Consider the following 13,402-nt stretch of genomic DNA (forward strand, 5'->3'; position numbering starts at 1 on the left):
CTTTTCAAGGGCAGAAAAACTCACCTTTCAGAGTAGCGCTTACGCCTATTAGAGGAGACTATTGGCCTGATTGCCGGAAGTTTTTCGGGGTTGGTATCAGTTAAGATCAGAGGCGTTAACTTGGGGCAAAGTATCGAAGCGCCGCTGATCCGGGCAACACGGAACGACGCTTCAGATTTTGAAGCTGCGCATCGTGCTTTGCTAGAAATCCACGCTGATTTTCAGGCCGGTGCCGTAACGAGAAGAGCGGAGGGATACATGTCTTTAGGAAAAAATGCGCATTCACCGCGCAGTCGAGCGCGGCGGCACTTTCTGGGACTTGCAGCCGCCACTGCCGCCAAGGTCGCGGCATTGGGTGTATTTGTTTCAACGGTGTCGTCACGTCCGTCGCAGGCCCTTGGTACTAAGTGGTGGGATAACCATGGGGGCGATTCCGGCTCCAATTGCCTGTTGAAAGGCACACTGATTGAAACGCCGATGGGGCCGGTCGAGGTGGAGACGTTGTCCGTCGGCGATCTTGTGGTCACGGCCCGGGGGGAAACCCGTCCAGTCAAATGGATTGGCTGGCAAAGCTACAGAAAAGACGGCGTGGCATGGAACGAAAGCGTGATGCCAATCCGCGTCAAACGCTTTGCTATCGACAGCAAAACCCCGCAGCGTGACCTTTATCTTTCGCCCAACCACGCGCTGCTTATCGATGGCGTACTGATCCGCGCGAAGGATTTGGTCAATGGCCAGAGCATAGCGCGCGTATCGATGGATCAGGCCATCGACTATTGCAATATCGTTCTCGACACGCACGAAGCGGTGCTGGCTGAAGGGGCTGCCGTCGAAACCTATCTGATGCGTGGCGACAGCTATAAGAGCTTCACCAACTTTACCGAGTATCAGGAACTATATCCAAACGAAGCCGATACAATAATGCAGCCCTTTGCGCCGCTTGTGGGCTATGAAGGTGCTCGCCAGCATATGCATGCCTTGTTGTGTATGAGCGGTATTCTTCCGCTGCGCGATGTAGTTGAGGAAACTTATCAGCGTCTGGTAGCGAACACGGGCGAAAGTGTAACGTAAAGTAATGTGTAATACCGGCGATGATAAGAAAGACGGGGTGCCGAAGGGTGTCCCGTCTTTTTCTTGTGAAGCAGGTTTCGCGGCAGTCGCCTTTGTCGAAAAAGCGGCTTGGGGCACCGCTCTAACTATTTGTTTTTGAGCATGTCTCCCAAAGCCGGTTCGCCCTTTCGGGAGACGTTCTCTAAATCCTGTCCATCAATGCATACCACGACAGGGCTAGGAACAGTAGCGGCGAGCGGAAGGTGCGACCGCCGGGGAAGGTGGGAATGCGCAGCTCTTCAAACAGTTTCAATCGGTCGCGATTGCCGGCAACGGTTTCCGCATAGAGCTTACCCATATAGTTGGCCAGCATGACACCATGACCGGAATAGCCGCCCGCGGAAATCACACCGGGCATCACTTCGCGCACGAAGGGCTGGCGGGGCATGGTGATGCCGACTGAACCGCCCCAGGCATGGGTGATTTCGACTTTGTCCAGCGCCGGATAGATCTCGGCGATCTGGCGGCGGATATGGGTGCTGATATCGCGCGGATTGTCGGCCGTATAGGCTTCACGCCCGCCGAACAGAAGCCTGCCGTCCTTCGAGCGCCGGAAATAACGCACCACGAAGCGGGAATCGTCAATGGATTCACCGCCGGGAATAACCGGGCTATCGTCGCCAAGCGGCACTGTCGCTCCGATGAACGAACGGATCGGCATGACATGCGATGCGCTGACGGGCTCCAACCGTCCGCCATAGGCATTGACGGCGATGAAGGCGTTTTTCGCGACGATGGTTCCGCGGCTGGTCTGGACTTCGACCTGCCCGCTTGCGGTGCTGATTTTGCTGGCTTTGGTATCTTCAAAGAGATTTGCGCCTGCCGCATGGGCCGCTTTTGCGGTTCCGACAAGCAATTTCAGCGGATGAATATGGCCGGTGCCTGCATCATAGACGCCGCCAAAATAGCGTTCAGAGCCAAGCAGGCTTGCCGTCTCAGCGCGGTCGAGCAGACGCAGATGCGAATAGTTGAACCGGTTCGCCATCCGCTCAACATGGCGTTCATACGACTTCAGGTAGCGCGGCTTGTGCACGACTGAAATATGGCCTGGCACATATTCCATGTCGATCTTGTGCTCTTCGGCAAAGGCCAGAAGATAAGCCTTGGCTTCTTCCGCCACCTCGAACAGGGCCTTGGCACGCTCATAGCCATATTCCGCTTCGAGGTCTTCGGCCCATGTGCGCTGGCCGGTACCGAACTGGCCACCATTGCGCCCTGACGCCCCATCGCCGAACCGCGCCCCGTCGATGAGTGTTACATCCACACCCTGTCTTGCCAGATGATAGGCAGCCGAAAGCCCCGTATACCCGCCGCCAATGACGACGACATCCGCTTGCCGCGATCCATCCATCTCGGGATATTGCGGTCGGTCGGGCACAGTCGCCTCGTACCATGAATAGCCGGGTGAAATTGGACTTAGGTATGACATGTGGAACCAGTCAGACGTTAAGCAGCAGGAACTCGCGTTCCCAAGGGCTGATGACTTCCATGAAGGTTTCGAACTCGGCGCGTTTGATGGCAGCGTAGGTCGTCACGAAGGAACTGCCGAACAGATTGCGTAGTTCCGTGTCTTCCTCAAACAACTCCACCGCGTCGATCAGGCCGCGGGGCAGCTCGATTTCCTTTGTGTTGACGCTCGTGGTCGCAGGCTGCTCCGGTTGGATTTTGTTCACGAGGCCGATCAAGCCGCAGGCGAGCGAAGCCGCCAACGCAAGATAGGGATTGGCGTCGGAGGACGGGATGCGGTTTTCAACGCGGCGCCCATTGGGTTCAGAGCGCGGCACACGGAAAGCGGTGGTACGGTTGTCGTAGCCCCATTTGACATTGACAGGCGCGGACGCATCCGGCGTCAAACGACGGTAGGAGTTCACATAAGGTGCAAACATGACGAGCGCATTCGGCACATGACGCTGCATGCCGCCGATGAAGTGGCGGAAAGCCTCGCTTTCGCTGCCATCCTCATTGGTGAAGATGTTGCGTCCCGTCTTCTTGTCCACGATGGACTGGTGGATATGCATTGCCGATCCGGGCTGGCCCTGAATGGGTTTGGCCATGAAGGTGGCATACATGTCGTGCTTGAGAGCCGCCTCGCGGATGGTGCGCTTGAACATGAACACCTGGTCGGCGAGTTCTACCGGGTCGCCATGGCGCAGGTTGATTTCAAGCTGACCGGCGCCTTCTTCGTGGATCAGCGTGTCGATCTCCAGCCCCTGACCTTCGGAGAAATGATAGATGTCGTCGATCAGTTCATCGAATTCGTTGACGCCCGCGATTGAATAACCCTGACCGCCGCCAATGGCGCGGCCCGAACGGCCGACCGGCGGTGTCAGTGGATAATCGGGATCGGGGTTCTTGCGGACCAGATAGAACTCGATTTCCGGCGCGACAACCGGCTTGAGGCCGCGCTTATTGTAGGCGGCAACGACATTGCGCAGCACGTTGCGCGGTGTGAACTCAACGGCGCGCCCGTCATGATAGACGAGATCGCAGATAACCTGTGCTGTCGGGTCGGATTCCCATGGCACAGCCGAAAGGGTCGAGAGGTCCGGCATCAGCTTAAGGTCGCCGTCATCTTCTGGGTAGTGAAAGCCGTAACCGTCTTCCGGGTAATCACCGGAAATCGTCGTCATGAAGACGGCGGAAGGCAAAGCCAGCGAGGTATTGGAGGTGAACTTCTTCGACGGCATCATCTTGCCGCGGGCAACCCCAGCCTGATCGGGGGTTATGCACTCGATGTCTTCGATGTCCCGCCAGGCCAGCCATTCGGTTGCCTGCTTCCAGTTCTTCACACCGCGAAGAGATTTGACATAGGCAGGCGTACGGCGACGCGGGGCGCGCGTAACCTTCTTTTCCGTCGTATCAGCAGACATCCATCACCAGAAAATGATTTCGATAACGGCATGATAGCTGCGACTGGCGTCAATGACAAATGGGTCCGGCAAGCTTTTGTGTGCGCCGTCGCAGAAAGCGCACACAAAAGAAAATCGATACATCAGAGGCCAAAATGGCCCTTGAGAGCAGGCACGCTCGCCACCAGCTGGTCGACCAGTTTCGGGTCATGATCGCGCACATAGTTGATCACCTGCCCGCCTGCTTCGGTGATCTGATCGCTGGAGAGGCCACTGGAACGAAGCATGGCGGCGGCTTTCAAAAGTGCGCTCATCTTTTCGCCAGCCACATTATCCATCAGGCCTGACAATGCGCCCATGATGCCGCCGGTGTTCGAGGCAAGCACATCGTGAGCGGTGGCGAGCTGCTGCGCATCCGGCAGGAGTGCGAAAATCTTGTTGCCGATTTCAGGTGCACTGTGTTGCACCACAGAAAACACCGAGCCCGCGAGCTTTTCGGCAAGTTGCGGATCAATATTGATTTTTGTTGCGATACTGTCGACGAGAGACTGAATAGACATAAAAAATTCCGTATTCCTTGCCCCCGCAAGGGGCGGTTCAAACCGCAGTCGGTGGGCAAAGCGCTCTAGCTTCCACGACCAACCGTTTACAAGCGATCCGAAGGCGCGTGCATCGGATCAGGATGCAGGGACCATTAATGATGTACCGACGTCAATGCATGAGCCGCGGATTTGTTGGGGTTCGGTGAATTTTTGGTCAAGATTCAGCAGGTGGAATATTGAAGTGGCTTTTCAGTGCAGGGACAAAAGCAAAAAGCTTTCGCACAAGGTCGCGATCCCTTTGCCTCACATGGCGGATGACTGTCAGGAAGGCCTGATTGGCCTGATCCACGCTCATGCCGGTCGACTTCAATGCTGCCAAACCACAGACTAGTGCGCCTATTCTCTCGCCCGCGAAATTTCCGGCGACATTGGAGACCGTTCCGAGGAGGCCATTTGCTTGATGATTTTCAGGGATGAGAACATCATTGGCATGTGCCAGTGCAGAGGCTCCGGGAATTATGTTGAATATTTGTGGTGCTATAATTGGAGCTTCATGCTGGATGACGGACAGCAATATACCAACTGTCTGTTCGGCTGTTCCAGGATTTATATTGGCATTTGCGGCAATATTGTCTATCAAGGACTGAATTGACATGTCTCACCTTTGAGAATAAATAAAATTATACTATTAAGAAGAAATTTATTATAATTAATACTTATTTTTAGTGTATAGTAATTTTACATTTTGTCATACGGTAAGAAAATACAGGGCGTTTATGGTCGTGCGTCGCAAGAAGGCGTATAGGCTTCCCTCGCCAATCTTCGTCGGACCTATTTGTATTGATCGTTCGCCAGCGCCCGCCTTTGTGGAAACTCTTCTTCATACCGTTCGGAATGCTGTCGAACGATCTGCCCATCGGTGCCATAGCCGACACGATCGAAATCAATTTGCGGGAAGCACTAGGTAAGAAAGTCCTGCCGGACCTTCCGCAGTCGGTCGATTATCTACTGATGTAAAAAAAAGCCCCGACTGGCAACGCCAGCCGGGGGAGGTCAGTTGAGGAAATCCGACCATAAAGCGAGTAGTAGATCAAGCCCGTTTCATCGAATTTAATGGGCACTGCCGGTTTGGACATTGTGTCGCTGCCAAAAAGCGAAGTGTGTGAGCATGGCGGCGACGGCGATAGTCGGGAGCATCATCATTTGTCGTGGGTGACGATAACCGGGATCAGTAGATCGCCCCAGTTGCCGTCGCCGTTCCCGTGCTGCCGAAGGCACACGAAATGAAGGAACATGGCGGCGACGGCGATAGTCGGGAGCATCATCATTTGTCGTGGGTGACGATGACTGGGATCAGTAGATCGCCCCAGTTGCCATCGCCGCCATGATGCCGGGCGGAGCGAACCAGTTCCACGGAAACGCCTGCCTCGACCGCCTTCATGACGGTGTAGTTGAGGCGATGCAGATCGTTGGCGAGCATACGGATAACGGTCTGCTGATCCGTGGTCATGCTTGAAGATTGTTCTTCTGCTCTTTCCTTGACGCGTGCTGGCGAATTCATGGGACTGTTCCTCCTTTACTTGACTTGCGACGGCTATTCAGCAGCCGGTCTGAACTGTGCTGTTTCTGTCGATTCCTTCATGGCGGTGGTCGAAGACTGGCCGCCGGTGATTGCGAGCGACACGGCATCGAAATAACCGGTGCCGACTTCTCGCTGATGCTTGGTCGCGGTGTAGCCATTGGCTTCGGCTGCAAACTCCGCCTGCTGCAGTTCGGAATAGGCTGCCATCTGCCGATCTTTGTAACCGCGTGCCAGTTCGAACATACCGTAGTTGAGCTGGTGGAAACCGGCCAGCGTGATGAACTGGAACTTGTAGCCCATCGCGCCCAGCTCGCGCTGGAACTTGGCAATCGTGGCGTCGTCGAGGTTCTTCTTCCAATTGAACGACGGCGAGCAGTTATAGGCCAGCTTCTTGCCCGGATGCGCCTTGTGCACGGCTTCCGCGAAACGGCGGGCCTGTTCGAGATCGGGCTTGGATGTTTCCATCCAGATCAGATCGCAATAGGGCGCATATGCAATCGCACGGGCGATGCATGGTTCAATGCCGTTCTTCACCTGATAGAAGCCTTCAGCCGTGCGGCCAGCATCATAATCAACGAAGGGCTGGTCGCGTTCGTCAATGTCCGAGGTCAGAAGCTTGGCGGCTTCCGCATCCGTGCGGGCGATAACCAGCGTTGCCGTTCCCATGACGTCCGCAGCCAGGCGTGCCGCGTTGAGGTTGCGAATATGCGCTGCTGTCGGGATCAGAACCTTGCCGCCAAGGTGCCCGCACTTCTTTTCCGAAGCGAGCTGGTCCTCGTAGTGAACACCTGCGGCACCAGCCTCGATGAAGGCCTTCATGATCTCAAAAGCGTTCAGCGGACCGCCGAAGCCTGCTTCCGCATCGGCAACGATGGGCGCGAACCAGGTGTCGACCGAAAGTCCCTTGCCTTCGGCGGTTTCGATCTGGTCGGCGCGCTGCAAGGTCTTGTTGATGCGCTTGGCCAGTTCAGGGGCGGCATTCGCCGGATAGAGCGACTGGTCTGGATACATGGCGGAAGCCGTGTTTGCATCTGCTGCAACCTGCCAGCCGGAGAGGTAGATCGCCTTCAGGCCGGCGCGAACCATCTGCATGGCCTGATTGCCGGAAAGCGCGCCGAGCGCATTGACGAAGTCCTCCTCATGGATCAGCTTCCAGAGACGGTTCGCGCCCATTTCGGCCAGCGAGTACTTGATCTCTACCGAACCGCGCAGCCTTTTCACGTCTTCGGCCGTATGTGCACGCTGGATGCCGTCAAAACGACCCTTTGGTGCCGAAGGAATAAGGCTGTAAAAATCTGTCATTTCGGTATCTCCTCACACTTTAAACTGGTTCGGGAAGAGCGGTCTGTCTGCACTCTTTCTGTGACCAGATTTACAATCGTGTTTGGCTTGTCGCCAGAAAAACCGACAAAGCGGCCGATTAATTGAGGTAACGCTGTCGGGTTTTTGACTGATGGGCGATGTAAATTTGTAAATCTTGTCAAGATGGGATTTTGCGGCTATTTTGTCATGAACTGTCAAAACGTCGTTGCGGACAGAGGGGGAACCAATGAGTGAACGCAAGATATTTGCAGGGCCACGCATCCGGCGCATCCGCAACGAGCAAGGCTTGACCCAAACGGCCATGGCAGAGGCGCTTGGCATTTCGCCATCTTATCTGAACCTGATCGAGCGCAATCAACGCCCACTGACGGTGCAGCTTCTGTTGAAACTTGCGAGTGTATACAAGCTCGACCTCGACACTCTTCAGGCTGAAAGCGGCTCCACGATCACTGGTCTTAAGGAAGTGTTTTCCGATCCGCTTCTGAGCGGTGAGTTACCGGGCGATCAGGAACTGGTCGAAATCGGTGAGGCGGCGCCGAATGCTGCCGTTGGCATTATCAAGCTTTACCGTGCCTATCGCGAGCAACAGCAGCGCCTGTCCGATTTGTCGCAATTGCTGTCACATGAGGGAAGCGGGGCGGAGCTTTCGGCGACGCGCTTGCCGCTGGATGAAGTGCGCGATGTGATGGCGCGGCGGCCTAATCACTATCCGCGCATTGAGGAAGAAGCGGAGAGCTTTTACACTCTGCTTAAACCGGACGGCGATTTGTCGAGCGTGTTGAAGGATTGGCTGCGGCGCGAGCATGGCATTACGGTGCGCACGCTGCCGGTCGCCACAATGCCAAACTGGCGCAGGCGTTATGACCGGCATTCGCAGCGGCTTTTCATTTCCGAACGTCTGTCGCCATTCGATCAGTTGCAAGAGATTGTCATGGAGGCGGCGCTGATCCGCATGCAGGTGGTAATAGGCGCGGAGACGGAAGGCTTGAAACTGTCATCGGGTGAGGCGAAGCGCATCGCCCGGTTTGAATTGGCGCGCTATGCGGCGCAGGCCCTGATGATGCCTTATCGCCAGTTTCGCGATGCAGCCGTGCGAGCCCGTTATGATGTCGATGTGCTGCGCACGCGCTTCGGGGTTTCGTTCCAGCAGGCAGCAAACCGACTGACCACTCTGCAACGGCAGGGGGCAAGTGCGCTACCTTTCTTCGTGATGGAAATCGATCACGCAGGCAACCGCCTGCGGATTGCCGGTGCGGAAGGGTTTCCGGTCCGCTTCAGCGGGCAATGCCCGAAGCTGCCAGTCTATGCGGCCTTTGCGCAGGCGGGGCAAGTGCTGGTCGAGCCTGTGGAATTGCCGGGTGGAGCGGCGTATCTGACAATTTCGCGCACGCTGGAGGGGCCGCAAGGTGCATTCAGTGAGCGCCCGCGCAGGACGGCGCTGCTGCTTGGATGCGCGTTGGATTCGGGGGCTGACACGATCTATGGCGCTGCACTGACAAAAGCGGGCAATACGGAGATCGGCCCGGCCTGTCGCCTGTGTGAACGACAGGGCTGTATCACCCGCGCCGAGCCGCCGCTGACTCGTCCGCTCGGGCTGGACGAGATGGTGGCTGGGCTTTCTGCCTTCGATTTCCAGTAGTAAGCTGTTGTTTGTCAGGCATAACCAAAATCTCCTCGCCCTCGAGGAGCCTCGCAGATGGAATTTTTATGTTCGTCCCGTCAGGACCCTGTTGACGAATGCCGTGCAATCTAAAAAAGTGCAATAAAGAAACAGTATATCCACCCTGAACCTGCACCGGAATTTATTGTGCAGATTGGAGCATATGATGGGGATCAAATCCTTCCTTCTGGCGACGACCGTCGTGACGGGCTTTGTAGCGGCTGCCACATTCTCCGCGAATGCGCAGGAGCGGGTGGTCAATATCTATAACTGGTCAGATTATATCGACGATTCCATTCTCACGGATTTCACCAAGGAAACCGGGATCAAGGTTGTCTATGACGTCTATGACTCCAATGAAATTCTGGAGACCAAGCTTCTGGCCGGTGGCAGCGGCTATGATCTGGTGGTGCCATCGGGCGAATTCCTTGGCCGCCAGATTCCAGCAGGCGTGTTCCTGAAACTCGACAAAGACAAGCTACCGAACCTCAAGAACATGTGGGACGAAATTTCAAACCGCGTTGCCACCTATGATCCGGGCAACGAGTATTCCGTCAATTACATGTGGGGCACGACCGGCATCGGCTACAACAAGGCCAAGATCAAGGAAGCCCTGGGCACCGACACCATCGACTCGTGGGATGTGCTGTTTGACCCAGAAAAGTCGGCCAAGCTTAAGGATTGCGGCATCTATCTGCTCGATTCCGCCAGTGAAATGCTGCGTCCGGCACTGAACTATCTGGGTCTGGACCCGAATTCGCCATCACCGGACGATTTGCAGAAGGCGCAGGATCTTTATCTCAAGATCCGCCCGAACATCCGCAAGTTCCACTCGTCGGAATATATCAATGCGCTGGCCAATGGCGATATCTGCATGGCGGTTGGGTATTCGGGCGATATCTTCCAGGCGCGCGATCGCGCCGAAAAGGCAAATCAGGGCGTTGAGATCGGCTATTCGATCCCGAAGGAAGGTGCGTTGATCTGGTTCGACCAGATGGCCATCCCGGCAGACGCCAAGCATGTGCCGGAAGCGCTCGAGTTCATGAACTACATGATGCGCCCGGAAGTAGCCGCCAAGGCTTCGAACTACGTCTTCTATGCCAATGGCAACAAGGCTTCGCAGGAGTTCATCGACAAGGAAATTCTTGACGATCCGGAAATCTATCCGACCGAAGACGTCATGAAGAAGCTGTTCGTACCGACGCCTTACGACACCAAGACCCAGCGCGTGGTAACCCGCGCCTGGACCAAGATTGTCACCGGCCAGTAAGAGCTGAAACAGTAGGATGGGACCGATATGTCCCGCCTGACATCGTGAAGAGCGGCCCGCTGTGTAGACGGAGGGCCGCTCTGCGTATTGTTACGCTACATAATTATCGAGAGCGGTCTTGCTTTGAGGCAGGCTGTTAGTTCCGGGTAGATTGGATAGGGGTACGGAATGGAATCTTTTGGCAGTTTTCGCCGCAAGTTTGCGCCTTGGAACGACCCGGCGGCCAAGCCCTTCATTTCTTTTGAGAACGTGACGAAGATATTCGGCGACTTCACCGCCGTCGATGATCTGTCGCTTAATGTTTTCAATCGCGAGTTCTTCTCGCTGCTCGGTGCTTCAGGCTGTGGCAAGACCACGCTGATGCGCATGCTGGCAGGCTTCGAGGAACCTACATCGGGCCGTATCACGCTCGACGGTCAGGATATGCGCGGCATTCCGCCCTATAAGCGCCCGGTCAACATGATGTTCCAGTCCTATGCGCTGTTTCCGCATATGACGGTTGAGAACAACATCGCCTTCGGCCTCAAGCAGGATGGCATGGCAAAATCGGAAATAGACGCCCGCGTCGCTGAAATGCTCAAGCTCGTGAAGCTGGAGCAATATGGCAAGCGCAAGCCGCACCAGCTTTCCGGCGGCCAGCGCCAGCGCGTGGCGCTCGCCCGCTCCGTTGCCAAGCGCCCGAAAGTGCTGCTTCTCGATGAACCACTCGGCGCGCTCGACAAGAAGCTGCGCGAGGAAACCCAGTTTGAACTGATGGATTTGCAGGTTAAGCTTGGCATGACTTTCATGGTCGTCACCCACGATCAGGAAGAAGCCATGACCATGTCCGACCGCATTGCGGTGATGGACAAGGGCCGCATCAAACAAGTGGCCACGCCGGCGGAAGTCTATGAGGCACCGCGCTCCAAATTCGTGGCGGACTTTATCGGCAATGTGAACATCATTGAGGGCGAGGTGGTGAAAGCCGCCAACGGCGAGGCCGAAATTGCAACGGAGAAATTCGGTTTTCACATCCAGACCGAAACCCGCGAAGAACTCAATCCAGGCCAGAAGGTCTGGTATGCGGTGCGTCCTGAAAAGACGAGGATCACACGGGAAAAGCCGGATGATGCTTCGGTGAATGCGGTGGAAGGCGAGCTTTGGGATATCGCCTATTTCGGGGACATGACGGTGTTCCACGTGCGGCTCGAAAATGGCCGCACGATCAAGGCCGCCAGCCTTAACGCCGTGCGCAGGACCGAAAATCCGCTGACCTATGACGAACGCGTCTGGGTCTCTTTCGATACCGATGCCGGTCTGGTGCTGACCGCCTGAGGAGGGCAAGTCCATGCAGAAGCTGATCGCTTCCATCGCCAGCCGTCTTGTCATCGCAGTGCCTTATCTCTGGCTGCTGGTATTCTTTCTTGTCCCGTTTTTCATCGTCTTCAAAATCTCGCTGTCAGAAGTCGCGATGGCTATCCCGGCCTATATACCGACATTCGACCTGGCGCAGGGATTTGCGGCGACATGGGAGAAGATCAAACAGCTCTCCTTCGACAATTATCTGTGGCTGCTTGATGATCCGCTTTACTACAAGGCCTATCTTTCGAGTGTCCGTATTGCTGCGATCTCCACACTCCTGACCTTGCTGGTGGCCTATCCGATGGCCTATGGCATTGCGCGCGCGCCGACCACCATCCGCCCGACATTGCTGATGCTGGTGATCCTGCCGTTCTGGACCTCGTTCCTTATCCGCGTCTATGCGTGGATTGGGATTCTGAAGCCGGAAGGTCTGCTCAACCAGTTTTTGATGTGGCTCAATATTATCGATACGCCGCTCAACATTCTCAACACCGATACGGCGATCTTCATCGGTATCGTCTACTCATATCTGCCATTCATGGTGCTGCCGATCTATTCCTCGCTGGAAAAGATGGATTATTCGCTCATCGAAGCGGCGCAGGATCTGGGATGCACACCCTTCGCCGCTTTCTGGAAGATTACCTTCCCGTTGTCGCTGGCCGGTGTGCTGGCTGGTTGCTTCCTCGTGTTCATTCCGGCGGTGGGCGAATTCGTCATCCCAGACCTTCTCGGTGGTTCGCAGACACTCATGATCGGCAAGACGATCTGGAGCGAGTTCTTCTCCAATCGCGACTGGCCGGTCTCGTCCGCGGTGGCCGTGGTGCTCTTGGTCCTGCTGATCGTTCCAATCGTTATCTTCCAGCAGGTGCAGGCACGGGCCCAGGAAAAGGGGAAATAGGATGCAAAACAACTGGTCCCGTTTCAATATCGCATCGGTGGCTCTGGGCTTTGCCTTCCTCTATCTGCCCATCGTGCTGTTGGTCATCTATTCGTTCAACGAATCTCGTCTCGTCACTGTCTGGGCCGGGTTCTCGACCAAATGGTATGTCGAGCTGTTTCATAATCAGGCCTTGATGGATGCGGCGTGGGTGACGGTCCGCGTGGGCCTTCTGTCTGCAACGATTGCGACGGTTCTGGGCACCCTCGCCGCACTTGCGCTGACGCGCTATACCCGCTTTCGTGGGCGCATCCTATTTTCGGGTATGGTCTATGCACCGCTTGTCATGCCGGATGTCATCACCGGCCTGTCGCTGCTTCTGCTCTTCGTAGCGATGAATTTCGACCGAGGCTTCTGGACGGTGACGCTCGCACACATCACCTTCTCAATGTGTTTCGTGGCGGTTGTCGTGCAGTCGCGCCTGGTGAGCTTTGATCGTTCGCTGGAAGAAGCCGCGATGGATCTTGGCGCGCCGCCGGTTACAACCTTTATGAAAGTCACTCTGCCGGTGATCCTGCCCGCCGTGGTTTCCGGCTGGATGCTTGCATTCACCCTGTCGCTCGACGATCTGGTTATCGCAAGTTTCACCTCTGGTCCGGGCGCAACCACGCTACCTATGAAAATCTACAGCCAGGTGCGTCTTGGTGTGACGCCGGAAATCAATGCGATTTGTACAATCCTGATCGCGCTGGTAACGGTCGGTGTCATCATCGCCTCGGTCATCAACAAGCGCCGTGAAGTGCAGCGGCGCCGCGACGAACAAGCGGCCTTCCGTATGGGATAATGAA

At 55.9% G+C, this 13,402-nt stretch carries 13 protein-coding genes and 1 pseudogene; 7 read left to right on the forward strand and 7 right to left on the reverse strand.

The window, feature by feature from the left end; translation table 11 throughout:
- Window positions 1-258: 258 nt before the first annotated feature.
- Window positions 259-1,071 (forward strand): Hint domain-containing protein, encoded by an 813-nt coding sequence (locus tag FJQ48_RS04090; RefSeq protein ID WP_139973937.1) that lies wholly within the window; start codon window positions 259-261, stop codon window positions 1,069-1,071.
- A 181-nt stretch (window positions 1,072-1,252) separates the two neighbouring features.
- On the opposite strand, the gene FJQ48_RS04095 is transcribed toward FJQ48_RS04090, so the two are convergent.
- The 4 genes from FJQ48_RS04095 to FJQ48_RS04110 all read right to left on the reverse strand — a co-directional run bounded on the left by FJQ48_RS04095 (window position 1,253) and on the right by FJQ48_RS04110 (window position 5,141).
- Window positions 1,253-2,539 (reverse strand): FAD-binding oxidoreductase, encoded by a 1,287-nt coding sequence (locus FJQ48_RS04095; protein ID WP_139973938.1) that lies wholly within the window; start codon window positions 2,537-2,539, stop codon window positions 1,253-1,255.
- Window positions 2,540-2,549: 10 nt separating this feature from the next.
- Entirely contained in the window at window positions 2,550-3,980 is a 1,431-nt protein-coding gene (locus FJQ48_RS04100) for a glutamine synthetase family protein (RefSeq protein WP_139973939.1), read from the reverse strand.
- A gap of 122 nt (window positions 3,981-4,102) precedes the next feature.
- A complete protein-coding gene (locus tag FJQ48_RS04105) occupies window positions 4,103-4,519 on the reverse strand; it encodes a DUF2267 domain-containing protein (RefSeq protein ID WP_139973940.1) in 417 nt (138 codons plus the stop codon).
- A 196-nt stretch (window positions 4,520-4,715) separates the two neighbouring features.
- Window positions 4,716-5,141, reverse strand: coding sequence for a hypothetical protein (locus FJQ48_RS04110; RefSeq protein WP_247870294.1), 426 nt, complete (start codon window positions 5,139-5,141; stop codon window positions 4,716-4,718).
- Between the two features lie 245 nt (window positions 5,142-5,386).
- Here FJQ48_RS04110 and FJQ48_RS04115 point away from each other — a divergent pair.
- Window positions 5,387-5,518, forward strand: a pseudogene (locus FJQ48_RS04115) (bestrophin); the annotation flags it as partial.
- A 182-nt stretch (window positions 5,519-5,700) separates the two neighbouring features.
- Here the strand turns inward: FJQ48_RS04115 and FJQ48_RS22825 are convergent.
- From FJQ48_RS22825 to aceA, 3 genes are read right to left on the reverse strand one after another with little or no spacing between them, the layout of a single operon-like run.
- Window positions 5,701-5,826: a hypothetical protein gene (locus FJQ48_RS22825; protein ID WP_273793470.1), complete on the reverse strand. Its 126-nt coding sequence runs from the start codon at window positions 5,824-5,826 to the stop codon at window positions 5,701-5,703.
- On the reverse strand, window positions 5,826-6,062 hold the full coding sequence (locus FJQ48_RS04120) for a hypothetical protein (RefSeq protein ID WP_010659117.1): 237 nt from the start codon (window positions 6,060-6,062) through the stop codon (window positions 5,826-5,828). Before FJQ48_RS04120 ends, FJQ48_RS22825 begins: the two co-directional genes overlap by 1 nt.
- A 33-nt stretch (window positions 6,063-6,095) precedes the next feature.
- On the reverse strand, window positions 6,096-7,385 hold the full coding sequence (aceA, locus tag FJQ48_RS04125) for an isocitrate lyase (protein WP_139973942.1): 1,290 nt from the start codon (window positions 7,383-7,385) through the stop codon (window positions 6,096-6,098).
- Between the two features lie 247 nt (window positions 7,386-7,632).
- On the opposite strand from aceA, the gene FJQ48_RS04130 reads away from it, so the two are divergent.
- From FJQ48_RS04130 to FJQ48_RS04150, 5 genes are all read left to right on the forward strand, one after another.
- Complete coding sequence (locus tag FJQ48_RS04130) at window positions 7,633-9,045, forward strand: short-chain fatty acyl-CoA regulator family protein (RefSeq protein WP_139973943.1); 1,413 nt, start codon at window positions 7,633-7,635, stop codon at window positions 9,043-9,045.
- A 187-nt stretch (window positions 9,046-9,232) separates the two neighbouring features.
- A complete protein-coding gene (locus FJQ48_RS04135; protein WP_139973944.1) occupies window positions 9,233-10,336 on the forward strand; it encodes a polyamine ABC transporter substrate-binding protein in 1,104 nt (367 codons plus the stop codon).
- Window positions 10,337-10,504: 168 nt separating this feature from the next.
- Window positions 10,505-11,650, forward strand: coding sequence for an ABC transporter ATP-binding protein (locus tag FJQ48_RS04140; RefSeq protein ID WP_139973945.1), 1,146 nt, complete (start codon window positions 10,505-10,507; stop codon window positions 11,648-11,650).
- A gap of 13 nt (window positions 11,651-11,663) precedes the next feature.
- Window positions 11,664-12,575 (forward strand): ABC transporter permease subunit, encoded by a 912-nt coding sequence (locus FJQ48_RS04145; RefSeq protein WP_139973946.1) that lies wholly within the window; start codon window positions 11,664-11,666, stop codon window positions 12,573-12,575.
- 1 nt (window position 12,576) lies between these two features.
- Window positions 12,577-13,398: an ABC transporter permease gene (locus tag FJQ48_RS04150; protein ID WP_139973947.1), complete on the forward strand. Its 822-nt coding sequence runs from the start codon at window positions 12,577-12,579 to the stop codon at window positions 13,396-13,398.
- Window positions 13,399-13,402 lie beyond the last annotated feature (4 nt).

Source organism: Ochrobactrum sp. CGA5 (assembly GCF_006345815.1).
Classification (GTDB): domain Bacteria; phylum Pseudomonadota; class Alphaproteobacteria; order Rhizobiales; family Rhizobiaceae; genus Brucella.

What these genes read in the sequence shown, in the direction of transcription:
- FJQ48_RS04100 (WP_139973939.1), bottom strand. Translation starts at nt 3,980, where the DNA reads ATGTCTGCTGATACGACGGAAAAGAAGGTTACGCGCGCCCCGCGTCGC.
- aceA (WP_139973942.1), bottom strand. Translation starts at nt 7,385, where the DNA reads ATGACAGATTTTTACAGCCTTATTCCTTCGGCACCAAAGGGTCGTTTT.
- FJQ48_RS04090 (WP_139973937.1), top strand. Translation starts at nt 259, where the DNA reads ATGTCTTTAGGAAAAAATGCGCATTCACCGCGCAGTCGAGCGCGGCGG.
- FJQ48_RS04105 (WP_139973940.1), bottom strand. Translation starts at nt 4,519, where the DNA reads ATGTCTATTCAGTCTCTCGTCGACAGTATCGCAACAAAAATCAATATT.
- FJQ48_RS04140 (WP_139973945.1), top strand. Translation starts at nt 10,505, where the DNA reads ATGGAATCTTTTGGCAGTTTTCGCCGCAAGTTTGCGCCTTGGAACGAC.
- FJQ48_RS04095 (WP_139973938.1), bottom strand. Translation starts at nt 2,539, where the DNA reads ATGTCATACCTAAGTCCAATTTCACCCGGCTATTCATGGTACGAGGCG.
- FJQ48_RS22825 (WP_273793470.1), bottom strand. Translation starts at nt 5,826, where the DNA reads ATGATGCTCCCGACTATCGCCGTCGCCGCCATGTTCCTTCATTTCGTG.
- FJQ48_RS04135 (WP_139973944.1), top strand. Translation starts at nt 9,233, where the DNA reads ATGGGGATCAAATCCTTCCTTCTGGCGACGACCGTCGTGACGGGCTTT.
- FJQ48_RS04130 (WP_139973943.1), top strand. Translation starts at nt 7,633, where the DNA reads ATGAGTGAACGCAAGATATTTGCAGGGCCACGCATCCGGCGCATCCGC.
- FJQ48_RS04145 (WP_139973946.1), top strand. Translation starts at nt 11,664, where the DNA reads ATGCAGAAGCTGATCGCTTCCATCGCCAGCCGTCTTGTCATCGCAGTG.
- FJQ48_RS04120 (WP_010659117.1), bottom strand. Translation starts at nt 6,062, where the DNA reads ATGAATTCGCCAGCACGCGTCAAGGAAAGAGCAGAAGAACAATCTTCA.
- FJQ48_RS04150 (WP_139973947.1), top strand. Translation starts at nt 12,577, where the DNA reads ATGCAAAACAACTGGTCCCGTTTCAATATCGCATCGGTGGCTCTGGGC.